The organism is Ancalomicrobiaceae bacterium S20 (assembly GCA_040269895.1).
GTDB classification, from domain to species: Bacteria; Pseudomonadota; Alphaproteobacteria; order Rhizobiales; family Ancalomicrobiaceae; genus Methyloraptor; species Methyloraptor flagellatus.
In genome coordinates this window covers 138,055-163,770 of record CP158568.1, presented here as the reverse complement: position 1 = coordinate 163,770, position 25,716 = coordinate 138,055, and the positions used below count along the sequence as shown (strand labels likewise).

The 25,716-nt window shown below is 67.8% G+C and carries 22 protein-coding genes and 1 tRNA gene; 16 read left to right on the top strand and 7 right to left on the bottom strand.

The features are described 5' to 3' along the window. Positions 1 to 23: 23 nt before the first annotated feature. The 3 genes from ABS361_00780 to ABS361_00770 all read right to left on the bottom strand — a co-directional run bounded on the left by ABS361_00780 (position 24) and on the right by ABS361_00770 (position 3,751). Positions 24 to 2,123, bottom strand: coding sequence for a TRAP transporter permease (locus tag ABS361_00780; GenBank protein ID XBY44876.1), 2,100 nt, complete (start codon positions 2,121 to 2,123; stop codon positions 24 to 26). A gap of 143 nt (positions 2,124 to 2,266) precedes the next feature. Further along, positions 2,267 to 3,211, bottom strand: coding sequence for a TAXI family TRAP transporter solute-binding subunit (locus ABS361_00775; protein ID XBY44875.1), 945 nt, complete (start codon positions 3,209 to 3,211; stop codon positions 2,267 to 2,269). A gap of 378 nt (positions 3,212 to 3,589) precedes the next feature. Then, positions 3,590 to 3,751 (bottom strand): hypothetical protein, encoded by a 162-nt coding sequence (locus tag ABS361_00770; protein ID XBY44874.1) that lies wholly within the window; start codon positions 3,749 to 3,751, stop codon positions 3,590 to 3,592. A 33-nt stretch (positions 3,752 to 3,784) separates the two neighbouring features. Here ABS361_00770 and ABS361_00765 point away from each other — a divergent pair, with 33 nt between their 5' ends. Next, positions 3,785 to 4,276 carry a hypothetical protein gene (locus ABS361_00765; protein XBY44873.1) on the top strand — a complete coding sequence of 164 codons (492 nt, stop codon included), beginning with the start codon at positions 3,785 to 3,787 and terminating at the stop codon, positions 4,274 to 4,276. 30 nt (positions 4,277 to 4,306) lie between these two features. Then, positions 4,307 to 4,645, top strand: a complete 339-nt coding sequence (locus ABS361_00760) for a hypothetical protein (protein ID XBY44872.1) — start codon at positions 4,307 to 4,309, stop codon at positions 4,643 to 4,645. A gap of 64 nt (positions 4,646 to 4,709) precedes the next feature. Here ABS361_00760 and ABS361_00755 read toward each other — a convergent pair whose 3' ends face one another. After that, positions 4,710 to 6,386, bottom strand: a complete 1,677-nt coding sequence (locus tag ABS361_00755) for a formate--tetrahydrofolate ligase (protein ID XBY44871.1) — start codon at positions 6,384 to 6,386, stop codon at positions 4,710 to 4,712. 329 nt (positions 6,387 to 6,715) lie between these two features. Between ABS361_00755 and purU the strand changes: the two genes are divergently transcribed. The 5 genes from purU to ABS361_00730 all read left to right on the top strand — a co-directional run bounded on the left by purU (position 6,716) and on the right by ABS361_00730 (position 13,726). After that, on the top strand, positions 6,716 to 7,573 hold the full coding sequence (gene purU, locus ABS361_00750; GenBank protein XBY44870.1) for a formyltetrahydrofolate deformylase: 858 nt from the start codon (positions 6,716 to 6,718) through the stop codon (positions 7,571 to 7,573). A 153-nt stretch (positions 7,574 to 7,726) separates the two neighbouring features. Continuing rightward, positions 7,727 to 8,773: a polyphosphate kinase 2 gene (gene ppk2, locus ABS361_00745; protein XBY44869.1), complete on the top strand. Its 1,047-nt coding sequence runs from the start codon at positions 7,727 to 7,729 to the stop codon at positions 8,771 to 8,773. Positions 8,774 to 9,064: 291 nt separating this feature from the next. Continuing rightward, positions 9,065 to 10,993, top strand: coding sequence for a cation:proton antiporter (locus ABS361_00740; GenBank protein XBY44868.1), 1,929 nt, complete (start codon positions 9,065 to 9,067; stop codon positions 10,991 to 10,993). Positions 10,994 to 11,074: 81 nt separating this feature from the next. Continuing rightward, positions 11,075 to 12,385 carry a nicotinate phosphoribosyltransferase gene (locus tag ABS361_00735; protein ID XBY44867.1) on the top strand — a complete coding sequence of 437 codons (1,311 nt, stop codon included), beginning with the start codon at positions 11,075 to 11,077 and terminating at the stop codon, positions 12,383 to 12,385. A gap of 288 nt (positions 12,386 to 12,673) precedes the next feature. Beyond that, positions 12,674 to 13,726, top strand: coding sequence for a class I SAM-dependent methyltransferase (locus tag ABS361_00730; GenBank protein ID XBY44866.1), 1,053 nt, complete (start codon positions 12,674 to 12,676; stop codon positions 13,724 to 13,726). A gap of 182 nt (positions 13,727 to 13,908) precedes the next feature. Here the strand turns inward: ABS361_00730 and ABS361_00725 are convergent. From ABS361_00725 to ABS361_00715, 3 genes are all read right to left on the bottom strand, one after another. Continuing rightward, positions 13,909 to 13,984 (bottom strand) — tRNA-Glu (locus ABS361_00725). Positions 13,985 to 14,224: 240 nt separating this feature from the next. Continuing rightward, positions 14,225 to 14,653, bottom strand: coding sequence for an OsmC family protein (locus tag ABS361_00720; GenBank protein XBY44865.1), 429 nt, complete (start codon positions 14,651 to 14,653; stop codon positions 14,225 to 14,227). Between the two features lie 195 nt (positions 14,654 to 14,848). Next, complete coding sequence (locus ABS361_00715) at positions 14,849 to 15,214, bottom strand: hypothetical protein (GenBank protein XBY44864.1); 366 nt, start codon at positions 15,212 to 15,214, stop codon at positions 14,849 to 14,851. Between the two features lie 165 nt (positions 15,215 to 15,379). On the opposite strand from ABS361_00715, the gene ABS361_00710 reads away from it, so the two are divergent. From ABS361_00710 to ABS361_00670, 9 genes are all read left to right on the top strand, one after another. Then, positions 15,380 to 16,591 carry an RluA family pseudouridine synthase gene (locus ABS361_00710; GenBank protein XBY44863.1) on the top strand — a complete coding sequence of 404 codons (1,212 nt, stop codon included), beginning with the start codon at positions 15,380 to 15,382 and terminating at the stop codon, positions 16,589 to 16,591. Positions 16,592 to 16,984: 393 nt separating this feature from the next. After that, positions 16,985 to 17,875: an RNA polymerase sigma factor RpoH gene (gene rpoH, locus ABS361_00705; GenBank protein XBY44862.1), complete on the top strand. Its 891-nt coding sequence runs from the start codon at positions 16,985 to 16,987 to the stop codon at positions 17,873 to 17,875. A 190-nt stretch (positions 17,876 to 18,065) separates the two neighbouring features. After that, positions 18,066 to 19,199, top strand: coding sequence for an acyltransferase (locus ABS361_00700; protein ID XBY44861.1), 1,134 nt, complete (start codon positions 18,066 to 18,068; stop codon positions 19,197 to 19,199). Positions 19,200 to 19,359: 160 nt separating this feature from the next. Beyond that, the gene (locus ABS361_00695; GenBank protein ID XBY44860.1) at positions 19,360 to 20,949 is read left to right on the top strand and encodes a peptide chain release factor 3; all 1,590 of its coding nucleotides are present in this window, start codon (positions 19,360 to 19,362) and stop codon (positions 20,947 to 20,949) included. Positions 20,950 to 21,077: 128 nt separating this feature from the next. Then, positions 21,078 to 22,241 (top strand): ABC transporter substrate-binding protein, encoded by a 1,164-nt coding sequence (locus ABS361_00690; protein XBY46766.1) that lies wholly within the window; start codon positions 21,078 to 21,080, stop codon positions 22,239 to 22,241. A 97-nt stretch (positions 22,242 to 22,338) separates the two neighbouring features. Further along, positions 22,339 to 23,205 (top strand): branched-chain amino acid ABC transporter permease, encoded by an 867-nt coding sequence (locus ABS361_00685; protein XBY44859.1) that lies wholly within the window; start codon positions 22,339 to 22,341, stop codon positions 23,203 to 23,205. Continuing rightward, entirely contained in the window at positions 23,205 to 24,233 is a 1,029-nt protein-coding gene (locus tag ABS361_00680; protein ID XBY44858.1) for a branched-chain amino acid ABC transporter permease, read from the top strand. The genes ABS361_00685 and ABS361_00680 overlap by 1 nt, the downstream gene beginning before the upstream one ends. Next, entirely contained in the window at positions 24,230 to 25,009 is a 780-nt protein-coding gene (locus ABS361_00675) for an ABC transporter ATP-binding protein (GenBank protein XBY44857.1), read from the top strand. The genes ABS361_00680 and ABS361_00675 overlap by 4 nt, the downstream gene beginning before the upstream one ends. After that, positions 24,999 to 25,715, top strand: a complete 717-nt coding sequence (locus ABS361_00670; GenBank protein XBY44856.1) for an ABC transporter ATP-binding protein — start codon at positions 24,999 to 25,001, stop codon at positions 25,713 to 25,715. The genes ABS361_00675 and ABS361_00670 overlap by 11 nt, the downstream gene beginning before the upstream one ends. Position 25,716: the final 1 nt, after the last annotated feature.

Below are 25,716 nucleotides of genomic sequence, written 5' to 3'. Positions count from 1 at the left end.
TTGTTCTTGTTGTTTCGACCGTATCAGGCGGCGGGGCGCGCGTCCGCGCTGCGCAGCGTCGCACGGTGCCAAGCGACCGTGCCGAGCCCGAGCACGAAGCCGATCAGATCGCTCCACGGAAATTCGCCGACGATGAACAGCGCCGAGACGGCGAAGGCCGCGCGTTCGAGCCAGGAGAGCCGGCCGAACAGGAACCCGATCAGCGCGGCGCCGAACAGGCCCATGGCGACGAGCGATTTCACGAAGGCGATCGCGACCGCGCCGTAGAAGCCGACCGAAGCCGCCCACGGGTCGCCCGGCTGCAGCATCAGCGCCGGCGCATAGACGCCCGCGAAGGGGATGACATAACCGGCCGCGGCGATGCGCATCGCCTCCCAGCCGATCTTGTCCGGGTTTTCGCGCGCGATCGGCGCGGCGGCGAGCGCGGCCAACGCCACCGGCGGCGAGAGATCCGCCATGATGCCGAAGTAGAACGCGAACATGTGGCTGACGATCAGCGGCACCCCGAGCTTGGCGAGCGCGGGCGCCGCGAGCGAGGCGACGATGATGTAGGTCGGGATCGTCGGAATGCCGGTGCCGAGGATCACCGACAGGATCATGGTCAGCACCAGCGACAGGAACAGGCTCTGCTGGCCGATGCCGACCACCCAGGTGCCGAAGGTCGAGCCGACGCCGGTCAGCGTGAAGGTGCCGATGATCGTGCCGACGATGGCGCAGGCGATGCCGACCGCGAGCGCGGTCTTGGCCGCATCCGCCAGACTGTCGCGGCAGAGCCTGAGCGTCTCCCGGCCGCTGCCGGCCCGGAAATTGAGCAGGATCAGCGCCGCAACGACGGCGATGACGGCCCATAGCCCATAGCGGAAGAACGCCGCGCTGGCGATGCCGAGCACGACCCAGAAGATCGTGCGCGTGACGCCTTCGGGCATTTCCAGCGCCGCGCTGGCGCCGAGGATCAGGATCGCGGTCAGCGCCAGGCCGATCGTGCCGGCGAACAGCGGCGTGTAGCCGGCGAACAGCAGCCAGACCAGCACGCCGAGCGGCAGCACCAGATACCAGCCCTTGGTGAGCGCGGCGAGCGCGCTCGGCACCTCGGCCATGCCGCGCAGGCCATGCTTGCCGGCCTCCAGATGCACCATCCAGTAGGCCGAGGCGAAATAGAGCACGGCCGGCAGCGCGGCCGCCTTGACGATCTCCGAATAGGCGACGCCGAGCGTCTCGGCCATGATGAAGGCGGCCGCGCCCATCACCGGCGGCATGATCTGCCCGCCCATCGAGGCCGTCGCCTCGACGCCGGCAGCAAAGGCGCGCCGGTAGCCGAAGCGGATCATCAGGGGGATGGTGAACTGGCCGACGGTCACGACATTGGCGACGCCCGAGCCCGAGATCGTCCCCATCAGGCCGGATGAGAACACCGCGACCTTGGCCGGCCCGCCGCGCGAGCGGCCGAACAGGCCGAGCGACACGTCGGTGAACAGGTGGATCATGCCGGCGCGCTCGAGGAAGGCGCCGAACAGGATGAACAGGAAGATGTAGGTCGCCGAGACGTAGATCGGCACGCCGTAGATGCCCTCGGTGCCGAACGACATCTGCTCGATCACCTGATCGAGCCCGTAGCCGCGGTGGCCGAGCGGACCCGGCAGATACTGGCCGAACAGCGCATAGGCGAGGCAGACGCCGCACATGATCGGCAGCGACGGTCCCATGATGCGCCGGCACGCTTCGAACACCAGCACGATCAGGAGCACGCCGACCACGAGATCCTGCCGTTCGAGATCGCCGGCGCGCAGGATCAGCGCATCATGATAGACCCATTGATAGAGCCCGACCGCGAAACCGAGGAGACCGAGCGCCCAGCCGATCACAAGGCCCAGCGCGGTCTTGGCGCGGAAATTCGCGACGAGGCCGAAGGTCAGGAGCAACAGGAAGCCGACATGGATGCCGCGCACCGACTGGCTCGGCAGCGCCGGCCAGGCTGAGACCACGAGCTGGAACACCGAGAAGGCGAGCGCGATCGCGAAGGCCGCGAGGCCGGCGAACTTTGAGCCGAAGCCGGGCGGGAAACCGTGTTCGAATGTTTCGAGAGCGGGATTGTCGATCTCTGCGGCGGGGCTGGTGGCGGTCATGCGGCTCTCGCTCGCCGGGGCGGCGCCCGGGCCGATCGGGGATAGGGCTGCTGTCGAGATCAGCCGGAGCGAACGCCGGCAGTCGTCCAGGTCGAAAGGCCGCGCCGGAGCACGCCGGCGCGGCGGGCGGATCGAGCCGCCGTTTACTTGATCAGGCCCTTCTCGCGGAAATACTTCTCCGCGCCGGGATGCAGCGGCAGCGGCATGCCCTTGATCGCATCCTCGACCTTGATGCCCTTCGCCGCCGCATGGGCGTTGGCGAGCCGGTCGAGGTTTTCATAGGTGAGCTTGGTCATCTGGTAGACGACCTCGTCCGGCACGCCGGCGTGGGTGACCAGGAAGTTGCCGACCGCCGCGGTCGGCACGTCGGCGGTCTGGCCCTGGTAGGTATTGGCCGGGATCACCACCGCGAGATAGGGCGCGCCGATCTTGTCGACCGTCGCCTTGTCGACCGCCACCACCGTGACGTCGACCGAGGTCGACAGGTCGCGGATCGAGGCGACGCCGAGACCGGCCGACTGCAGCGTCGCGTCGAGCTGGCGGTTCTTCATCAGATCGACCGACTCAGCGAAGGGCAGATACTCGGTCTTGCCGAGATCGGCGTATTTCAGCCCCGCCGCGGCGAGGATGGCGCGGGCGTTGAGCTCGGTGCCGGACTTCGGCGCGCCGACCGACAGGCTCTTGCCCTTGAGGTCGGCGAGCGTCTTCACGCCCGAGTCCTTCAGCGCGACGATCTGGATGTAGTTCGGATAGACGGCGCCGATGCCGCGCAGCTTGTCGAGCTTGCCCTTGAAGCCCGCCTCGGTGTTGCCGTCCCAGGCGTCGCGCAGCGCGTCGCCGAGCGTGAAGGCGATCTCGCCGCGGCCTTGTTGCAGGAGGTTGAGGTTCTCGACCGACGCCTTGGTGGCCTGCACCTGCGTCTTCACGCCGGCGATCTTCTCGCCGTAGATCTGGCTGAGCGCGACGCCGAGCGGGTAGTAGACCCCGCTGGTGCCGCCGGTCAGCACGTTGATGAACTGATCGGCCTTCGCGGGGACCGCGGCGAGAGCGAGACAGGCGGACGCGACGAGCGCGGGGACGAGACGCATGGGTGGTTTCCTCCAGGATCCGGGCGGACGCGTTCGTCGCGTCTCTTCATGGACATGACCGGAGAATAACGAGCCGCCGACGCGCGTCAAACGCTTCTCGCCTCTCGCATTTCGGATTCGGTCTTGGTGCGGCGCGCAGCGCGGCCCTGTAATGCCACTGAAACAATCAGAAGATACATACCTCTTACACACACCTTTAAATGGTTGTGTGAGGGAGGTTTCCAATGGCCTACGTCGTCACACTCGATGTGTTCTCCGGCCGCCCGAACCCGCGCTGGATCATCGATTCCGATCAGGTTTCCGAATTGCAGCACTTCGCCAAGGCGCGGGCGCGCGCCTTCGCCGCGGCCCCGCCGCCGGTCCTCGGCTATCGCGGCTTCACGCTGACGCCCGTGATCGACGACAGCGGCAAGCCGCTCGGCGCGCTTCGAGGCCGAGGCGACCAAGGAGTTCGGCCATCACGTCTTCGGCGACGAGGAGGTCGAGCACTACCTGCTCAAGACCGCCGGCACCCATCTGGAAGACCTGGTCCGGCAGCATGTCGGCTCCAGCATCGGCCAGCCGCCGCTAGTCATGGCCGCGACGGCCCCGCGCCTCGCCTGTCCGCCCTGCACGGCGGCCGACGCGCCGGCCTACAATCCCGGCTTCTGGAACAACAATCCGACCACGCTGCAGAACAACAACTGCTACAACTACGCCAACAATCAGGTGACCAACACCTTCGCGCAGCCGGGCCGCGCCACCGGCCACCAGTACACCCAGCTCACCTGCGCGAGCGTCCAGCCGGCCGCCCAGTCGGACGGCCTCGCCCCGACGCCGAACTTCTCCAGCCATCTCGCCGCCGGCAAGGGCTGGTTCGTCGCCCTGGTCGTGGCGCCGGGCATGGACTTCCATTGGTATCGGCAGGACAATGTCGGCTGCTGGTCGCACAAGCCGGGCTCCACGCCGGTGCGCAACACCGACAATGCCGGCCACGCGATCACCGATCCGCGCACGGCGAACCGCGGGCCCTATACGGCATTCTGCAGCTTCATGATCACCAAGCGGACGGTCCGCATCCGGTGAAAGCCGATGGTGAAAGGCGATCTCGCACCCATGGCGTTGGCGGTCGTAATCGACCTGTTTTCCGGGGCTCCGAACCCGCGCTGGCAGATCCCGTGCGCGCGCGCCGACGCCTTCGTCCAGGCCTTTGCCGGTCTGGTCCCCGCCCCCGGCGCGGCCATCGCGGCGCCGGGGCTCGGCTATCGGGGCTTCGTCGTGGCGATGGACTGCCCCGGCTTGCCGGAAGCGGCCCTGCGGGTGTTCGGCGATCTGGTCGAGCGCGACGGCCGGGTCTACCGCGACCCTGACCGGCGGCTCGAGCGCTTCCTGATCGAGAGCGCCGCACCGATCGTGCCGGCCGAGACGCTGCGCGCCTTCGGCCTCTCGCGCTGACCGGCCGTCGGGACACGGCGCGTGGCGTCCCACTCCGGACGCCGCACCGCCCTGTTCGCAAGCCTCAGCTCAGGCCTTCGATCAGCCCGTCGGCGCCGAGCCGGATGTGCTCGGCGGCCGGGATCTTGGGCAGGCCCGGCATGGTCATGATGTCCCCGCAGATCACGACCAGGAACTCCGCACCGGCCGAGAGCCGCACCTCGCGGATCGGCAGCGTGTGGCCGGTCGGCGCGCCCTTGACGTCAGGATCGGCCGAGAACGACGACTGCGTCTTGGCGATGCAGATCGGGAAGCGGCCGAAGCCTTGCGCTTCCAGATCCTTGAACCGCTTGACGATCTTGCCGTCGGCCGCGACCGCGCCGGCCCGGTAGATCTCGCGGGCGATGGTCTCGACCTTCTGAAGCAGCGGCATCTCGTCCGGATAGATCGGCGCGAAGGGCGCAGGCCGCGGCGCCTCGATCATGTCGACCACCGCGCGCGCCAGCGTCTCGGCACCGGCCGAGCCGTCGGCCCAGTGCGTGCAGACGATCGCCTGGACGCCGAGCCGGTCGCGGCAGGCGTCGACCAGCAGCTTCATTTCGGCGTCGGTGTCGGTGACGAAGCGGTTGATGCCGACGATCACCGGCACGCCGAACTTGGCCACGTTCTCGACATGGCGGGCAAGGTTGGCGAAGCCCTTCTCGAGCGCCTCGAGGTTCTCCTTGCCGAGGTCCTCCTTCTTGACGCCGCCGTGCATCTTGAGCGCGCGCACCGTCGCCACGATCACCGCCGCGTCCGGCTCGAGACCCGCCTTGCGGCACTTGATGTCGAAGAACTTCTCCGCGCCGAGATCGGCGCCGAAGCCGGCTTCGGTGACGACATAGTCGGCGAGCCGCAGCGCGGTCTCGGTCGCGATCACCGAATTGCAGCCGTGAGCGATGTTGGCGAAGGGACCGCCATGGACGAAGGCCGGGGTGCCTTCCAGCGTCTGCACGAGGTTCGGCTGCAGCGCGTCCTTGAGCAGCACGGTCATGGCGGCCGCGGCCTTGACGTCGCCGGCGGTGACCGCCGCCTTGTCGCGGCTCTCGGCCACCACCATGCGCGACAGCCGCGCTTCCAGATCCGCGAGGTCGCGCGACAGGCAGAACACCGCCATCACTTCCGACGCGACCGTGATGTCGAAGCCGTCCTCGCGCGGAAAACCGTTGGCCGAGCCGCCGAGCGACGAGACGACCGAGCGCAGCGCGCGGTCGTTCATGTCGAGCACGCGGCGCCAGGAGACCTTGCGGCTGTCGATCGCCGGCTGATTGCCCCAGTAGATGTGGTTGTCGATCATCGCGGCGAGCAAGTTGTGCGCCGAGGTGATGGCGTGGAAGTCGCCGGTGAAATGGAGATTGATCGCCTCCATTGGGATCACCTGCGCCCAGCCGCCGCCGGCCGCGCCGCCCTTGACGCCGAAGCAGGGGCCGAGCGACGGCTCGCGCAGCGCGATGGCGGTCTTCTTGCCGATCCGGGAGAGGCCGTCGCCGAGGCCGACCGTGGTCGTGGTCTTGCCCTCGCCGGCCGGCGTCGGGTTGATCGCGGTGACCAGGATCAGCTTGCCGCGCGCCCGCCCCCGCGCCGCGTCGATGAAGCTGTGGTCGATCTTGGCGATGGCCTTGCCATAGGGGTGCAGAGCCTCGCCCGGGATGCCGAGCTTGGCGGCGATGGACGCGATCGGCTTCGGCGTCACGCTCCGGGCGATTTCGATGTCGCTCTGCATGGTGCGGTTCTCTCCCCCTGAAGAATCTCTGTTCCGGACGCGACGCATCATAGCGGCCGTCCTCGTGTGCACAGGAGGTGACACCGTGAAAAAAGCCTTGTCCATGCGACGCTTGGTCGGCCGCGACGCGACGTCCCGCGACGTCGCGTCGCCATCACGGTCGACACAGATCACCGCCCGCGGCGATCAGGCATAGGAAAAACTCATACCTCGCGAGCCCTGCGCCAGACGGCCGGCAGACACGAGCAAAGGTCGGATTCAGGCGGTTCCGCGATCTACCGCAATGCGATAGGAAGTCATCACGCATCGCCGGAGCGGAAGTCCCGTCAATGACCTATCCGAACTCGCTCGTTCTCACCCTCGCCTGCCCCGACACCGTGGGCATCGTCGCCGCCGTCGCCGCCACGATCGCCGATCACGGCGGCAACATTACCGAAAGTGCCCAGTACGGCGATCCGGATAGCGGCACGCATTTCATGCGCGTCGCCTTCAAGGGCCCGGCCGGGCTCGACGAAGACCGCTTCCGCGACATTTTTACGCCGGTCGCCGAACGCTTCGGCATGGCCTGGCGGGTGCGCGACGTGCGTCGCAAGCAGCGCGTGATGATCCTGGTCTCCAAGATGGACCACTGCCTGGTCGACCTGCTCTACCGCTGGAAGACCGGCCAGCTGCCGATGGACGTCACCTCGATCGTCTCCAACCACCGCGACCACGAGAGCCACGCGGTGCAGGCCGGCCTGCCGTTCCACTACCTGCCGGTCACCAAGGAGACCAAGCTCGAGCGCGAGACCGAGCTGTTCCAGATCTTCAAGGACGAGAAGGTCGAGCTCGGCATCCTCGCCCGCTACATGCAGGTGCTGTCGGACGGCCTGTCGGCCAAGCTCTCCGGCCGCTGCATCAACATCCACCACTCGTTCCTGCCGAGCTTCAAGGGCGCCAATCCCTATTCGCGCGCCCATGAGCGCGGCGTGAAACTGATCGGCGCCACCGCCCATTACGTCACCACCGATCTCGACGAAGGCCCGATCATCGAGCAGGAGACCGAGCGGGTCGATCATGCCATGACCATCGACGAATTCGTCGCCATCGGCCGCGGCATCGAGGCGCGCGTGCTGGCGCGCGGTGTGAAGTTCCATCTCGAAGATCGCGTCCTGATCAACAAGAACCGGACCGTCGTCTTCCGGTGATTCTCACGGTCCATCGGTCGGAGGAATACGCAGAGACGCGAATACTGAGCCGTCGAAACGATTGCTGAACCGTACGAGCGTATCGTAGCGGCATCAGATCCGGCGCACCTCGCGCCGGATCGTCGCCGAGACAACGATCAGGTGACCGTTTCGATGACCGCTCACGTTTCCGACGTTTCCGCCGCCGATGCCCGCCCTGTTACGCTGATCGAGGCCGCGCCGGCCGCTGCCGCCCCAGCTTCAACCCAGGCGCCTGCGCCGACGGCGCCCGCCGCGCCCGCCCTGCCCAAGGCGAAGCGCGCCCGCTCCGGCGCCGAACAGCGCCATACGCTCGCCGAGATGCGCCACGATCCGGCGGCGATCGCGCATGTGTTCGAGAGCGGCGAATATCCCTACCGCTCGAAGATGCGCGAGAAGGCCTACGAGGCCCACAAGCTCGAGCTCCAGCGCGAACTGCTGAAGCTGCAGCACTGGGTGGAGGAGACCGGCGAACGCATCGTCATGCTGTTCGAGGGCCGCGACGCCGCCGGCAAGGGCGGCACGATCAAGCGCTTCACCGAACATCTGAACCCGCGCACCGCCCGCGTCGTCGCGCTGCAGAAGCCGACCGAGCGCGAGAAGACCCAGTGGTATTTCCAGCGCTACATCGCCCATCTGCCGGCCGCCGGCGAGATCGTGATGTTCGACCGCTCCTGGTACAACCGCGCCGGCGTCGAACGCGTGATGGGCTTCTGCTCGGCCAACGAATATCTGGAGTTCATGCGCCAGGCGCCCGAGTTCGAGCGCATGCTGGCCCGCTCCGGCATCCGGCTGTTCAAGTACTGGTTCTCGGTCAGCCGTGACGAGCAGCGTCGCCGCTTCATGTCGCGCGAGACCGATCCGCTGAAACAGTGGAAGCTGTCGCCGATCGACCGTGCCTCGCTCGACAAGTGGGACGACTATACGGAAGCTAAGGAGGCGATGTTCTTCTACACCGACACCGCCGACGCACCCTGGACCATCGTGAAATCGGACGACAAGATGCGCGCGCGGCTGAACTGCATGCAGCACTTCCTGTCGAGCCTGCCCTATCCCTCGAAGGATCGCGGCATCGTCACCGGTCCGGACCCGCTGATCGTCGGCACCACCGAGCACGTGATCGGCCGCAGCCATGCGCTGATCGGCAAGACCGTGCACCCGGACCTGAAGCGCGGTCGCTGATCGCGCGGGCCGGTCACTGGTTCACCCCTGGAATTCCGGGGGTGTTCGCGGGGCCGTGAACCCGGCATGTTAGCGCACGTCCAGGACCGGACGGATTTATTCCCCCGCAAAGACCTTGAGAGGACCCCGTCGAGGGTCCTCTTTTTTCGTGCGGCCCCCACCCGGCAGCACCTCTATCTGCCACGCATCACAATGTGCGGCAGCGCGCCGTCCCTGCGGCGCGAATCCGCGCTTGTCCCGCCTGCCCCGCCCCTGCATGCTCGATTCGAATCACACAAATCGGGGCGGCGGATGGCGGGGGCGATCGACCTGACGGCGATGAAGGACACGCTGCTCGTGCTCGGCACGGCCGGCGTGATCGTGCCGTTGATGCACCGCCTCAAGATCAGCCCGGTGCTCGGCTTCCTCGCCGCCGGCGCGGTGCTCGGTCCGCACGGTCTCGGCGCTTTCGAGAGCGGCCGACGCTGGCTGCACTGGATCACCATCGAAAACCGCGACGAGATCGCCGGCATCGCCGATTTCGGCGTGGTGTTCCTGTTGTTCGTGATCGGTCTCGAACTCTCGCTCGGTCGTCTCGCCATCATGCGCCGGCTCGTGTTCGGGCTCGGCGCCTTCCAGGTGCTCTTGTCGGCGCTGCTGATCGGCGTGGTCGCGACCTGGACCGGGCTCGAACCCTCGGCCGCCCTGGTGGTCGGTGCCTGCCTGTCCCTGTCCTCGACCGCGATCGTCGTCGAGGTGCTGGCCGAACAGAAGCGCCTCACCTCGATCACCGGCCGCGCGACTTTCGCGATCCTGCTGTTCCAGGATCTCGCGGTCGTGCCGATCCTGTTCCTGGTCGAGACGCTCGGCCACGGCGGCAGCGAGGCTTCGGTCTTCGCCGGCCTCGGCCTGGCGCTGCTCAAGGGCATCGGCGCGATCGCCGCGATCACGGTCAGCGGCCGGCTGCTGCTCCGGCCGCTGTTCCGGATCGTCGCCGACACCGACAACGTCGAGCTGTTCATGGCCGCGACCCTGCTGGTCGTGATCGGCACGGGCGTCGCAACCGCGGTCGCCGGCCTGTCGATGGCGCTCGGCGCCTTCGTCGCCGGCCTCCTGCTGGCCGAGACCGAATATCGCCGCGCGATCGAGGCGACCATCGAGCCGTTCAAGGGCCTGCTGCTCGGCGTGTTCTTCTTCTCGGTCGGCATGGGCGTCGACATTCCGGCCGTGCTCGCCAATCCCTGGCCCGTGTTCTCCGGCGCGCTCGTGCTGTTGCTGATCAAGGGCGTCGTCACCGGCCTCGGCGCCCGCGTCTTCGGCCTGGCGCCGTCGCATGCGATCAAGACCGCGTTGCTGATCGGCCCGGGCGGCGAATTCGCCTTCATCGTGATCGGACTGGCGGTCGGGCTGAAGCTCGTGCCGCCCGATGTCGCCGCCACCGTGCTCGCGATCGTCTCGCTGACCATGGCGGCGGTGCCGATCCTCGACCGCATCGGCGTCCGGGTCGGCCGCGGCATCGAGAAGCTCGTGCCGCCGGATCCGGAAACCCTGGTGCTGCCGCCGGAAAATCCCGGCGTGCGCGCGATCGTGGTCGGCCATGGCCGGGTCGGTCAGCTCGTCTCCGGCATGCTCGACACCCATCGTGTGCCGCATCTGGTCATCGAGCGCGACCCCACCACCGTGACGGTCGGCCGCCGCAAGGGCCGGCCGGTCTATTTCGGCGACGCCACCAATCCGGTGTTCCTGAAGAGCTGCGGCATCGAAGAGGCCGATGCCGTGATCGTCTCGATCAACGCCGCCGACGTCGCCGACACGATCGTGGAGACCGTGCGCGCCATGCGCCCGGACATGGTGGTGGTCGCCCGCGCCCGCGACGACGCCCACGCCCGCCGCCTCTATGAACGCGGCGCGACCGATGCCGTCCCCGAGACGATCGAGGCGAGCCTGCAGCTCTCCGAGGCCGCGCTCGTCGGCTTGGGCGTCCCCATGGGCCCGGTGATCGCTTCCATTCACGAGAAGCGCGACGAATTCCGCAAGGCGCTGAAGGAGATCACCGCCCGCTCGCCGCATGCGAGCGCCGAGGCTAAGCGCGACGGTTTCCGCAGTCGCCGTGCCGCAGCCGCCCCCACCGCCAAGGTCGACAAGCCCGCGGCCGCCGCGGCCGCCCTGGCCCCAGCGTCTCGCGCCCCCGCCCCCGAAGCACCGGCCGCGCCGGAACTCGAAGCCGGTTCGAAGCGCTGACGCAGGGCGCCATGCGCGATCTGCGCTTCCTTGTCGCACCCGGACATCGTATGGCTGTGCGGCCCCGAGGCTCGGAATGCCATGACGCTCGACATCGCGACCCGTGTCTACAATCACAGCTTCCGGATCGATCCGATCGTCCGGTCGCTGCTCGACACCGATTTCTACAAGCTGTTGATGCTCCAGATGATCTGGCGGCTGCACGGCTCGGTGCACACGACGTTCGAGGTCGTCAACCGCACGACCAGCGTCAAGCTCGACACGCTGATCGACGAGCAGGAGCTGCGCGAGCAGCTCGACCATGCTCGTTCGATACGTTTCGACACGCGCGAGCTGATCTGGCTCGCCGGCAACAGTTTCTACGGCACCAAGCAGATCTTCGCTCCGGACTTCGTCGCCTGGCTCGCCGATTTCCAATTGCCCGAATACGAGATCGTCCGCGACGGCACAGGCTGGCGGCTGACCTTCCCCGGCCCGTGGACCCACACGACCATGTGGGAGATTCCGGCGCTGTCGATCCTCAACGAGCTGAAGTCGCGCGGCGCCATGCGCGGCATGTCGCGCTTCGAGCTCGACGTGCTCTACGCGCGCGCCAAGGCGCGGCTGTGGGAGAAGATCGAGCGCCTGCGCGTGCTGCGCGCCGAGGGCCCGCTCAAGATCAGCGACTTCGGCACCCGCCGCCGCCACGGCTTCCTGTGGCAGCGCTGGTGCATCGAGGCCCTGGCCGACACGCTGAGCCCGGATTTCGTCGGCACCTCCAACGTCAAGATGGCGATGGATCTCGGCCTCGAGGCGGTCGGCACCAACGCGCATGAACTGCCGATGGTCTATGCCGCGCTCGCCGAGACCGACGAGGCGCTGCGCGCCGCGCCGTTCCGGGTGCTCGAAGATTGGCAGCGCTTCTACGGCGGCCGCCTGCTCGTCTTCCTGCCCGACGCCTTCGGTACGACGGCGTTCCTACGCGACGCGCCGTCGTGGGTCGCCGACTGGACCGGCGCCCGCCCGGATTCCAAGCCGCCGGCCATCGCGACCGAAGAGCTGCTGACCTGGTGGCGCGAACGCGGCGTCGATCCGCAGAGCAAGCTGGTGATCCTGTCCGACGGCATGGACATCGACTCGATCGAGGCCTGCGTGCGCCAGTTCCGCGGCCGCACCAACATCTCGATCGGCTGGGGCACCAATCTCACCAACGACTTCGACGGCTGCTCGCCGACCCGCAACGACGCGCTGCGCGCGATCTCGCTGGTCTGCAAGGTCACCGAGGCCAACGGCCGTCCGGCGGTGAAGCTCTCCGACAACCCGAAGAAATCGACCGGCACCCCGACCGAAATCGACCGCTACCGCCGCGTGTTCGGCACCGAGGGCATGGAGACGCAGGCGGTGTTGGTGTGAGGGAAGGTCTTTTCTGCCCCTCGCCGACCGGCCTATCCCCGAGAATGACCGGTATCTGCCTTAGCGCGGCGCGCCACAGCGCCTGAGCGAGTCCCGCGCACGGCCTCCACGCGGCGCTGCGATCGGACGGCAACGATTCAAAAGGCCTGGCGCACAGGCGACAGGGATCTATGGCAAATCGTCATTACCCAGCGTCAGACCGTAGATGCCCGACCATTATGTCTGTAAATGTCTGTCGCACACTGGTTGATCACCGGCGCGGAGATCCCAAAGGATCGGGGCAGAAAAATGAAAGATTTCCTGCGGAATTTTTGGCCGATTCCGGCTATAAAGAGCGATATTTCCAAGATATCCGACGAAATAACGGCCGTCAATAGCAATATATCAGACCTTTCAAAGCAACTGAGCGCAATTCAACGCAATATCTCCGAAATCGATATCCGGACCAATCCCGCGGCGGCAATTGGTTACAACGGCGATGCGTCGAACTCGGTTTATCTGGGTTTCATTGGGACGGAACGCCCCATCTCCAACGCCCCGGCGCCCATCCCCTTCGGGTCGACGGTCTGCCAGCAGGTGCACTTCGCGCTGGACCAGTACCGGTTCTGGGTCCGCGCTATGAAGGACCGCCCCAAGTATCTTCGGAAGCAATGGGAGTTCGTCTACATCGCCCAGGCTCTGTACGAACGCGGTCTGCTGGCGCCGGGGCGCAAGGGCTTGGGCTTCGGCGTCGGTCGAGAGCCGCTTCCGGCGCTCTTTGCGTCGTTCGGTGCAGAAGTCGTCGCAACCGACCAGTCACTGGAAGGCGCCATCAGGGCCGGTTGGATCAACTCGAACGAACACAGCACCGACCTTTCGGCACTCAACGACCGCGGGATCTGCACGGACCGAATGTTCAGCGAGCTGGTCAAGTTCGCCGAAGCCGACATGAATGAGATCTCGCCCGCCTTTGACGGGGGCTTTGATTTCTGTTGGTCGGCCTGCTCCCTGGAGCATCTCGGATCCCTCGATCACGGCCTGAACTTCATCAAGAACTCGGTCAAGACCCTAAAGCCGGGTGGGATCGCCATCCACACCACGGAGTTCAACCTTTCCTCGAACACCGATACCATCGAGCATCGCGACCTGTCGGTCTATCGGCGCCAAGACATGGAACGGTTGATCGCCGAGCTCGAGGCGGAGGGCCACCAGCCCGAGCCTTTCGATTGGAGTCTGGGAGACGGTTTTGCGGAAATGGTCGTCGACCTGCCGCCTTACGGCCGAGGCGAGCCGCACATCCGCCTGCGTCTCGGCGACTTCGACTGCACCTCGATCGGCATTATCGTCAAGCGCGGCCATTGATACCGGACGAACGCCACGTGCAGACTGCGGTCGCCCTGCCGTCTGCACGAGACGTCGCAAACGCGAGATCCGATCGTGCCGTTGCAAAGCCGGATGACGCCGGCCGCGTCACAGCGCCGACGAATAGCCGGCGCGTTGCGGACTTCAAGTCCACAGCTGCCTCTATGAGCTGGCCGGATAAATGGCGCTCCCAAGGGGACTCGAACCCCTGTTTTCGCCGTGAGAGGGCGACGTCCTGGGCCGCTAGACGATGGGAGCGTGAGCGGTTTGGGTCGTATAGCGACATGGTTTGCGGCTGGCAAGCCGAAAAACGCATGGATCGACACCAGTTGGGGACAAAGGTGCGGGCGGTCGCGGCCGGCGAGAACCGGAATGCATGCCCGCGATCACCCCCACCCTTTCGCGAAGCCCCGACCGCCTGACGTGAGCCCGAGCGCCGTCGCATCGGCACACCGCGTTTCGCGACAAGGCATATCCTCGTCCCGCGGTGGCGACCGCTCAGCCGAGCGAGGCGTCGAGCGTGATCTCGGCCTTGAACAGTTTCGAGACCGGGCAGCCGGCCTTGGCCTTGTTCGCCAGTTCGACGAAGCGCTCCTCGGTCGCGCCGGGCACGTGGCCTTTCAGGGTCAGATGGATCTTGGTGATCGCAAAGCCGTCGTCGACCTTGTCGAGACTGACGCGAGCACGCGTCTGCATCGAGGTCGCCTTCAGGCCCGCCTCGCTCAGGATCAGCGACAGCGCCATGGTGAAACAGGCCGCATGCGCCGCGCCGATCAGCTCTTCGGGGTTGCTGCCGCGCTGCCCCTCGAAGCGGCTGGCAAAGCCATAAGGATAGGCCGAGAGCGCGCCGCTCTCGGTCGAGATTTCGCCGCGCCCGTCCTTGAGCCCGCCGCTCCACGCCGCCGAGCCGGTCCGTTCGATCGTCATCGCAGTCTCCCTCTGTCATGGCCGCAAGGATCGGCACCCGCGTGCGGATCCGGCAATGCCGACGGGAGAACGCGCAGGCGCGTCGATCGTTTCAAGGCCGCGATCACGCTTTGCGACAGGATACGCGCCGACCTCGTCCGGCGGACGGAGGCGAAACCCGGCCGGCGCGGCTCTTCCGAGCCGCGCGGCGCGTCGTCAGGGCTTGCGCTCGAGCTCCAGCCGGCGGATCGCCTGCATGGTTTCGAGGTCGAGCACCAGCACGGTCGCGCCCTTGGCGGTCTCGAGCGTCACGACGAGCCGGTTGCCCTCGAGCCGGCTCTCGATCACGCGGCCGCCCTCCGGCATCGGCAGGCTCTGGACGATCGGCCGGTCGAAGGCGATCGCCGGCTTCGACTCGCCGCGATAGACGCGATAGAAGATCGCCGCGAACACGGCGACGAGCCCGAGCACCATGATCCCCGACGACCACAACAGCATGCGCTTCAGCTTGGCCTGCAGGCGCAGTTGGGCCGCGTCGAGCGGCGGCTCCTTGTCGTCGTCGAAGGGCTGGGGCTGGGTCATGGAACGCGTGGAGCTCCGGCTCGCGTGAAGGCTGGCGGTTCGAGAGACGGGCGTGAACTCCCGTCCTCTGCGCCGAACCACTAGCCCGCGGAACGTGGTGAAATCAATCCGACGGATGCGCGGTGCGGCCGCGGGATTCGTGCGGCAAGGCATATGGAACGGCTGATGCGCAAGACGAAGAAGGAACGGATGGCGGCCAATGTCCTGAGGACCGAGGAACTCGGTCGGCAGGATGCCGCCAAGCGCGCGGAGGTCGACTTCGATTTCGACGACGAGGATCTGGTGCTCGCGCCGGCCGCCGATCCCGCCGTCACCGGCGACGGCGGCGCGGACGCGGCCGAGCCGCTCCCGCCCGGCCCGGTCGAGGTGGTGATCGAGGACGGCGCCGCGGCCGAGCGTCTCGACGCGGCTCTGTCGCGCCGGCTCGCGGCGCTGTCGCGCAGCCGGATCAAGGCGCTGATCGCCGAAGGGAGCGTCACGCTGGAGGGCGCCCCGGTCGCCGATCCGTCCCGGCGTGTCGGCGCCGGCGCGCGAATCGTCGTCGATGTGCCGCCGCCGGTCGTCGCCGCACCGGAGCCGGAGGCGATCCCGCTCGACGTCGTCTACGAGGACGACGAGGTGATCGTCATCGACAAGCAGCCGGGCCTCGTCGTGCATCCGAGTCCGGGCAACTGGTCCGGCACGCTGGTCAACGCCCTGCTCGCCCACTGCGGCGCGAGCCTGTCGGGCATCGGCGGCGTGATGCGACCGGGCATCGTGCACCGGCTCGACAAGGACACCTCCGGTCTCATGGTGGTGGCCAAGACCGATCGCGCCCACCAGTCGCTCGCCGCACAATTCGCCGATCACGGCCGCACCGGCCCGCTGGAGCGCGCCTATCTCGCGATCGTCTGGGGCGTGCCCCGCGAGCGTGAGGGGACGCTGGAGAGCCTGATCGGCCGCAGCCCGAAGAACCGCGAGCTGATGGCGGTCGTGCAATCGGGCGGCAAGGAGGCGATCACGCACTATCAGGTGCTGGAGAGCTTCGGCGGCGATCCGCGCGCCGGCCGCAAGGCGCGCGACGACGACAGCACGGTCGCGAGCCTGGTCGAATGCGTGCTGGAGACCGGTCGCACCCATCAGATCCGCGTCCACATGACCGCCATGGGCCACCCGCTGCTCGGCGATCCCGACTACGGCGCCCATTTCAAGACCAAAGCGGCCAAACTCGCCAAGACCGCGCCGGATGCCGCAGAGGCGCTCGAGGCGCTCGCCCGCCAGGCGCTGCACGCCCGCCTGCTCGCCTTCGAGCACCCGAAGACCAGGAAGACGATGCGCTTCGAAAGCGACCCGCCGCAGGACATGGAACGGCTGATCGAAGCGCTGCGGGCGCTCTGACCGACGAAGCGCCATCGTCGCGGATCCGGCAGCCGCGTGACGAACGACCGCCGATCGCGCGGCTGCGGCCGCGCCGGCAATCGCGGGACTGGCGGCACCGGCGCGGGATCGTCGTCGCGCCTGTGCAGTCCCTGCGCAAAATCCCATAGCTGCGCCGACGCTAGCCCCTTGAAAGCCGACCGCGGCGTTACTAGTTCAATAATTCAAAACAATGTGACTCCCTGTGACCCACGTAGGAGTCGCGGTTTTGCCAGGATCGACGTTATAGTGACCCTCGACGTGCCGATCGTCGGGCGTCGTATGCGGAGCCTGCCGATGGTCGGAGGCACCGCGAAGAGGTCGGAAAGACCCGTCCGGTCACCCCGGATGTCCAGAGAGAAAGGGCGCAATTCCATGGCCCGTGCCGTCTCGCTTCCCGCCATTGCCTCCACCGAAGGAGGCCTGTCGCGTTATCTCGACGAGATCCGCCGGTTCCCGATGCTGGAGCCGCAGGAAGAATACATGCTCGCCAAGCGCTACAAGGAGCATGGCGACCCCAACGCTGCCGAACGCCTCGTCACCTCGCATCTGCGTCTCGTGGCCAAGATCGCCATGGGCTACCGCGGCTACGGTCTGCCCATCTCGGAGGTGATCTCCGAGGGCAACGTCGGCCTGATGCAGGCGGTGAAGCGCTTCGAACCGGAGAAGGGTTTCCGCCTGGCCACATATGCCATGTGGTGGATCAAGGCGGCGATTCAAGAATACATCCTGCGCTCGTGGTCGCTCGTGAAGATGGGCACGACCGCGAACCAGAAGCGGCTGTTCTTCAACCTGCGCAAGATGAAGGGCCAGATTCAGGCGCTCGACGAGGGCGATCTCAGGCCGGATCAGGTCCGCCACATCGCGACCAAGCTCGGCGTCACCGAAGAGGACGTCGTGTCGATGAACCGTCGGCTCGGCGGCGACGCCTCGCTCAATGCGCCGCTGCGCGCCGACGAGGACTCGGCCGAGTGGCAGGACTGGCTCGTCGACGACGCCGTCGATCAGGAGACCCGGCTCGGCGACGAGCAGGAACTCACCGGCCGCAAGAAGCTGCTCGCCGACGCGCTCGGCGTGCTCAATGAGCGCGAGCGCCGCATCTTCGAGGCCCGCCGCCTCGCCGAGGAACCGGTGACGCTCGAAGCGCTCTCCGAGGAGTTCGGCGTCAGCCGCGAACGCGTCCGCCAGATCGAGGTCCGCGCCTTCGAGAAGGTCCAGGACGCGGTCAAGAAGGGCGCCGCCCAGGCGCTCGTGCCGGCGCTCTGAGCCGGCGCGGACAGGCGGTCGCGCGATCGACATCGCGGCGGACCTTGGCAACCGACCCGATGGCCCCGGCACCCCGTGCCGGGGCCATTGTCTTACCGCGTCAGGCCCGAGCGCGGCCGAACCACACGTAAAGCGGCTCTTTACCGGACCTGTGCAACATGGGCTCGAACCCATGAGCCGGTGACGAGCCTTGCGCTACCGTTCGATCCAGACCCTGCGCGCAGTCGCGGCCCTGACGGTCGCGGCTCATCATGCGGATCTGGTCGCCTTCGATCGGCTGTGGTTCGGCACCGATATCGCCTTCGTGATCTCCGGCTTCGTGGTCGGCACGATCGGCAGCGCCCAGGCCGGCGCGACCTTCTTTCTGAAGCGCCTCGCCCGCATCGTGCCGCTCTACGCGCTGGTCACGCTGCTCATGTGCGCCTTCTCGCTCGTGCCCGGCGTGTTCGCGACCTTCCGCTTCACCTGGCCGGAGCTCGTCCGCTCGCTCAGCTTCATCCCCTATCAGGACGTCAGCGGCCACCTGTGGCCGCTGTTCGTGCCCGGCTGGTCGCTGAATTTCGAGATCCTGTTCTATGCCGTCTTCGCCCTCGCACTGACCGGGCGGCGGCCGGTGATCGCGACCATCGTGCTGTTCGCCGCCGCGGTCGGCCTCGGGACAGTGTTCGCGCCCGCCACGCCGGCCGGCGTGCTGCTGACCAGCCCGATGCTGCTCGAATTCTGCGCCGGCCTGACGCTGGCCCTGCTGCGCCACAGGCTGGTCGCAAGGCTCGGCGCACCGGCCGGTCTCGCCTTCATGGCCATCGGCGCGGTCGCGATCGCCCTGGCGCCGGAGTTCCCGCACGCGCTCGTGGTCGGCGAGCCCCTCTGGGGCCGGGCGCTGATGATCGGCGGCGCGGCGGCGCTGATGGTCATGGGCGCGCTGGCGATCGAGAGCGCCGGCCGCTGGCCCGGCTGGACCCGCCTCGCCGAGGCGATCGGCGAGCGCGGCTATTCCATCTACATCTGGAACTGGCTGACCATCGCCGCCGTCCACAAGGCGATCGGCTTTGGCTACCTCTCGGACGTCGTGGCGCTCACCGCGACCCTCGCCGTGGCGGAGGTGAGCCACCGCTATCTCGAATACACGATCTACGGCTGGCTCCGCGACCGCCTGCGCGCCCTGAAGCACAGCCGCACCGCCCGGCAGCCCCCCGAGGCAAACGCGGCGGCGGAGAGGGATTGGCGGCTCGCGTCGCTTTCCGCCCTGCCGGGTGCCGGACAGGATCCGGCGCTGGCGAGTTCGGCGTCACCGTTGACGCGCCGGATCGGCGATCGCGCCTGAAGCGTTCCACGAGACCAAGGCCTGGACCGACGGGCCAAGCGATACGACGAGCATCCGCTTCCCGCCCCCCGCCGTTGACATCCGCCCCCGCCGCCCCCATTGAACCCGTTCGCCCCGAAATCCCGCGCGGGTAGCCGCGCGTCCGTCAGGCAGATCCCCGATGTCCGCCCTCGATACGCCCGTTTCCAAGCGCCGCACCTTCGCGATCATCTCGCATCCGGACGCCGGCAAGACCACGCTGACCGAGAAGCTGCTGCTGTTCGGCGGCGCGATCCAGCTCGCCGGTCAGGTCAAGGCCAAGCGCGACCGCCGCAACACGCGCTCCGACTGGATGGGCATCGAGCGCGAGCGCGGCATCTCGGTCGTCACCTCGGTGATGACGTTCGAATACGGCGGCCACGTCTTCAACCTGCTCGACACGCCGGGCCACGAGGACTTCTCGGAAGACACCTACCGCACGCTGACCGCGGTCGACGCGGCGGTGATGGTGCTCGACGGCGCCAAGGGCATCGAGGCGCGCACGCTGAAGCTGGTCGAAGTCTGCCGGCTGCGCGACATCCCGATCGTGACCTTCATCAACAAGATGGACCGCGACTCGATGGACCCGTTCGACCTGCTCGACGACATCGAGAAGACCTTAGCGCTCGACACCACGCCGATGACCTGGCCGATCGGCCGGGGCAAATCCTTCGCCGGCTCCTACGATCTGTCGCGCTCGGCGATCCGGCTCCGCGACGCCGAGGATCAGACCCCGGTCAACGGCCCGGAGGACGGCCGCATCCAGGCGCTGCTGCCGCCGCAGGACTACGAGAACTTCGTCGGCGAGGTCGAACTCGCCGCCGGCGCCGCAAAACCGTTCGTGCGCCAGTCGTTCCTCGAAGGCCATCTGACGCCGGTCTACTGGGGCTCGGCGCTGCGCGACATGGGCGTCAAGGATCTGATCGACGCGCTCGGGGCCTTCGCGCCCTCGCCGCGCGAGCAGAAGGCCGACAGCCGCACGGTCGAGGCGAACGAGGAGCGGATGACCGGCTTCGTGTTCAAGATCCAGGCGAACATGGACCCGAACCACCGCGACCGCATCGCCTTCATGCGCGTCTGCTCGGGCAAGCTGACGCGCGGCATGAAGGCGAAGCTCGTGCGCACCGGGAAGGCGATCGGCCTGCACACGCCGCAGTTCTTCTTCGCGCAGGACCGCTCGATCGCCGACGAGGCCTTCGCCGGCGACATCGTCGGCATCCCGAACCACGGCACGCTCCGGATCGGCGACACGCTGACCGAGGGCGAGGATCTGGTGTTCCGCGGCGTGCCGAGCTTCGCGCCGGAAATCCTGCGCCGCGTCCGCGTCGCCGACGCGATGAAGGCCAAGAAGCTCAAGGAAGCGCTGCAGCAGATGGCCGAGGAAGGCGTCGTGCAGGTGTTCCAGCCCTTCGATGGCTCGCAGCCGATCGTCGGCGTGGTCGGCTCGCTGCAGCTCGACGTCTTGAAGGAACGCCTCGACGCCGAATACGGGCTGGAAATTTCGTTCGAGACGACGCGCTTCTCGGTCTGCCGCTGGGTGACGACGACGGAGCCCGGCAAGATCGACGAATTCGCGCGGCGGGATTCATCCGCCATGTGCCGCGACCTCGACGGCGACGCGGTCTACATGGCGACCTCGCCCTACTCGCTGAAATACGAGGAAGACCGCTGGCCGATGCTGAAGTTCACCGACGTGAAGGACTATCAGAAGGTCAGCACCAAGGCGGCGTGAGGGCGCGCGCAGCCGTCCCACTCCCGCTCTCGCCATCCCGCTGATCGCCTGATAGGAATCAGGGCGACAGACAAGAACGACAAGGCGAAAACGCCGGTTCTCGGGAGGATGACATGATGGGCAGTTGGATGAAGTCCGGCGCCGCGGCACTCTTGCTCGCGGCCGGTTTCGCGGGGTCCGCGGCGGCGGATACGATCAAGGTCGGTGTGATCGCGCCGTTTTCCGGGCCGTTCGCGCAGGCCGGCAAGAACTTCAAGGCCGGCGTGGAAGCCTATGTGGCGACCCATGGCGACACGGTCGCCGGCCACAAGGTCGAGTTCGTCTATCGCGACCTCGACGGCCCGGATCCGGGCAAGGCCAAGTCGGTCGCGCAGGACCTGATCATCAAGGAGAAGGTGCAGTATCTCGGCGGCGTCTACCTGACGCCCTCCGCCTTCGCGATCGCGCCGATGCTCGAGGAAGCCAATGTGCCGCTCGTGGTGTTCAACGCCGCGACCTCCTCGATCACGCAGAAGAGCCCGCTGATCGTCCGCACCTCGTTCACGCTGTGGCAGACCACCGTGCCGCTCGCCAAGCAGGCGGCCAAGGACGGCAAGAAGAAGATCATCATTGCCGTCACCGACTACGGCCCGGGCACCGACGCGGAAGCGGCGTTCCGCAAGACCTTCGAGGCGGCCGGCGGCCAGATCGTCGAGTCGATCAAGATGCCGCTCGCTACCACCGATTTCGGCCCCTATCTCCAGCGCGCCAAGGACAGCGGCGCCGAGGCCCTGTTCGCCTTCCTGCCTTCGGGCGCGCCGACGGTCGGCTTCGTCAAGGCCTATGCCGAGAGCGGGCTCAAGGAGAAGGGTGTCGCGCTGATCTCGACCGGCGACCTGACCGAGGAGGCCGGCCTGCCGGCGATCGGCGACGCCGCGCTCGGCATGCGCACGAGCTTCCATTATTCGGTCGCCCACGACAGCGCGCTCAACAGGGCCTTCGTCGCCGCGGCCTCGAAGGCGATCGGCAATGCGGACGAACTGTCGTTCCCGGCGGTCGCCGCCTATGACGGCGTCTATGTGATCACCAAGATGATCGAGGCGACCGGCGGCAAGCAGGATGCCAAGAAGGCCGTGCAGGCCGTGCTCGGCATGGTCTGGGAGAGCCCGCGCGGGCCCGTGAAGATCGATCCCGAGACCCGTCACGTGACCCAGACCATCTACCTGCGCGAGGTGGTCAAGGACGGGGGCAAGCTGATCAACAAGGAACTGTCGAGCGTCCCCGACCAGCCGGACTGGGGCCTCGCGAAGTAAGCCTCGCCTCCCCGCGGGCGGAACGGCGGCCCGACCGGCCGTTCCCCCGCGCATCCCCCTGCGATCTGACCAGATCCGACCACCGCGGAGCGTCGCGATGGATACCGCATTGGGCATCGGCATCGATGCCCTCGCCTATGGCATGATCCTGTTCACGATCTCGATCGGCCTGTCGGTGATGATGGGCCTCATGCGGGTGGTCAATCTGGCCCATGGCGCCTTCGCCATGGTCGGCGGCTATCTCGCCTCCTACGCGATCCGCCAGATCGGCCTGCCCTACGGCGTCGCCGTGCCGCTCGCGATCCTGGCCACGGTCGTGATCGCGCTGCCGCTCGAGGTGCTGCTGTTCCGCCGCATCTATGGCGGCGCCGAACCGTTGAAGCAGGTCTTGATGACCATCGGCATCACCTTCGCGGTGATCGGCGTCATGAATGCCGTCTTCGGCCCGACCATCAAGCCGATCCCGCTGCCCGAGGCGCTGCGCGGCACGGTCGACCTCGGCTTCCGTACCATGGCGATCCACCGGCTGGCGGTGATCGGCGCCGGGCTCGCGGTCGCGCTCGGTCTCTGGCTCCTGATCGAGAAGACCGCCTTCGGGGTGCGGCTTCGCGCGGCCGTCGACAATCCCGGCATGGCGGCCGCGCTCGGCATCAGGACCGAACGGCTCTATCTCGCGACGTTTGCACTGGCTGTCGCACTCGCGGCCTTCGGCGGCATCGCCGGCGCCGAGCTGATGCCGATCGAGCCGACCTACGCGCTGAAATACATGGTGACCTTCCTGGTCGTGGTCTCGATCGGCGGTGCCGGCTCGATCGGCGGGGCGCTGGCCGCCGCGATCGTCGTCGGGCTGGTCGACACGGCCGGGCGCTATCTCATGCCGGGCCTCGGCACCTTCTTCACCTATCTGGCCGTGATCCTGATCGTCCATCTCGCCCCGAACGGGCTGCTCGCGAGGACCCGCTGATGCTGTCCTCAGGCACCCCCACCGCGCCGGCGCCGCCGACCGCCACCATGTCGCCGCGCCCGAGCCGGATCGTCCGCGACCTCGCCGGTCTGACGGCGGTCGCGGTCGCCGGGATCGCCGGCTTCTACCTGTTCCCGAACGACCTCGGCCTTCTGACCCGCATGGTCTCGGCCGCCTTCCTGGTCGTCTCGCTCGACCTGCTGGTCGGCTATGCCGGGGTCGCCACGCTCGGCCAGGCGGCGATGTTCGGCCTCGGCGCCTACGCCGCCGCCAATACCAATCTCGCCGGCGTGCAGGAACCGCTCGTCATGGTGCTGATCGGCGGCCTCGCCGGCGCCTTGGGCGGGCTCGTCTCCGGCGCGATCGTACTGCGCGCGCACGGCCTGCCGCGGCTGGTCCTGACCATCGCGGTCGTCCAGCTCGCCCACGAAGCCGCCAACAAGCTCTCCGCCTGGACCGGCGGCTCGGACGGCCTCTCCGGCCTCGAGCCCGGCCCGGTCCTCGGCCTGTTCCGTTTCGATCTCTATGGCCGGACCGGCTTCCTGTTCTCGCTCGTGCTGCTGGTGATCACGCTCGCGGTGCTGGTCCGCCTGACCCGCTCGCCCTTCGGCCTCAAGGTTCGCGCCATCGGCCGCGATCCCGGCCGCGTCCGCACCATGGGCGGCGCGGTATTGCCGACTCTCCTCGTCGTCTACACGATCGCCGGCCTCGTCGCCGGCATGGGCGGTGCGCTCGAGGCGATCGCCGCCGGCGTGGTCGGCCTCGATGCGATCTCGTTCGAACGCTCGGCGACAGCGTTGGTGATGCTGGTGCTCGGCGGTGCAGGCTCGCTGTTCGGTGCCGTGCTCGGCACGGTCGTGTTCATGGGCTTCGAGCACATCGTCTCGGCCTCGAACCCGTTCCACTGGCTGATCGTCGTCGGCGTGATGCTGGTCGCGGTCGTGCTGTTCCTGCCGCGCGGGCTCGGCAGCGCCGCCGCCGAACTGCAACGCCTGGCGAGGATCGCCGGCCTCGGAGGCGCCCGATGACCGCGCACCCGCCCGCCCTGTCCGTCCGCGGTCTCAACCGCGCTTTCGGCGGCCTCGTGGTCGCCGCCGATATCGACGTCGAGCTCGCGCGCGGTGACCGCGTCGCGCTGATCGGCCCGAACGGCGCCGGCAAGACCACCTTCGTCAATCTGGTCTCCGGCGTGTTGAAGCCCTCCGCCGGCCGCATCCTGATCGACGGCGAGGATGTCACCGCGCGCTCCGATGTCGAGCGCGCCCGGCGCGGCCTGGTGCGCTCGTTCCAGGTCAGCCGGCTGTTCCACGATCTGACCGTGCGCGAGCACATCGAGCTCGCCGCGCTCCAGCGCCTCGGCCGCACCGATCGCCTGTTCGCCGCGATCGGGCGCATGCGCGACATCCGCGAGGACGTCGACAAGCTCGCCGAGGATCTCGGCCTCGTCGACGTGATCGACCGGCGCGTCGAGACGATCGCCTACGGCCAGCAACGCCTCGTCGACATCGCCATGTCGCTGGCGCTGCGGCCCAAGGTGCTGCTGCTCGACGAGCCGGCCGCCGGCGTGCCGCGCCCGGAGAGCGAGCGCATCCTCGCCGCGATCGACCGGCTGCCGGCCGATATCGCCGTGCTGATGATCGAGCACGACATGGACCTCGTGTTCCGCTTCGCGGCCCGGGTCGTCGTGCTCGCCGCCGGCCGGGTGGTCTTCACCGGCACCCCGGCCGAGACCGCGACCGACGCCCGTGTCCGCGCCGCCTATCTCGGCTCCTACGGTCAGGAAGGGGCCCGCCATGCCGGCTGAAGCCTTGCAGGTTGAAGGCCTCGTCGCCGGCTGGGGCGACACGGTGGTGCTCGAGGATGTCGGCTTCGCGGTTCCGGCCGGCAGCCGGCTTGCCGTGCTAGGCCGCAACGGCGTCGGCAAGACCACGCTGTTCTCGACCATCATGGGCCTCGCGCGCCGCCGTGCCGGCACGATCCGGCTCGGTGATCGCGAGCTCGGCCGCGCGAAAACGTCAGAGCGCGCCCGCGACGGTCTCGGCCTCGTGCCGCAGACCCGCGACATCTTCCGCTCGCTGACCGTCGAGGAGAACCTGCGCGCCGGCCTCAAGGACCGGCCCGTCTCGGCGCTCGACGAGGCCTACGCACTGTTCCCGCGCCTCGCCGAGCGGCGGCAGAACCTCGGCGGCCAGCTCTCCGGCGGCGAGCAGCAGATGCTGTCGACCGCCCGCGCGATCCTCGGAGAACCGACCTGCCTGCTGCTCGACGAGCCGCTCGAAGGCCTCGCGCCGGTGATCTGCGACCAGCTCATGGACGCTCTGCACGGTCTCGCCCGCTCGGGGAAGATGACCATCTTGCTGGTCGAACAGCAGATTGACCGCGCACTCGACTTCGCCGAGGCCGTGATCGTGCTCGAACGCGGCCGCATCGTCTGGTCCGGCGCGCCGGCCGAGCTGCGCGCCCGCCCGGATGTGGTCGAGCGCCATCTCGGCGTCGCCGGCGCGCATTGAG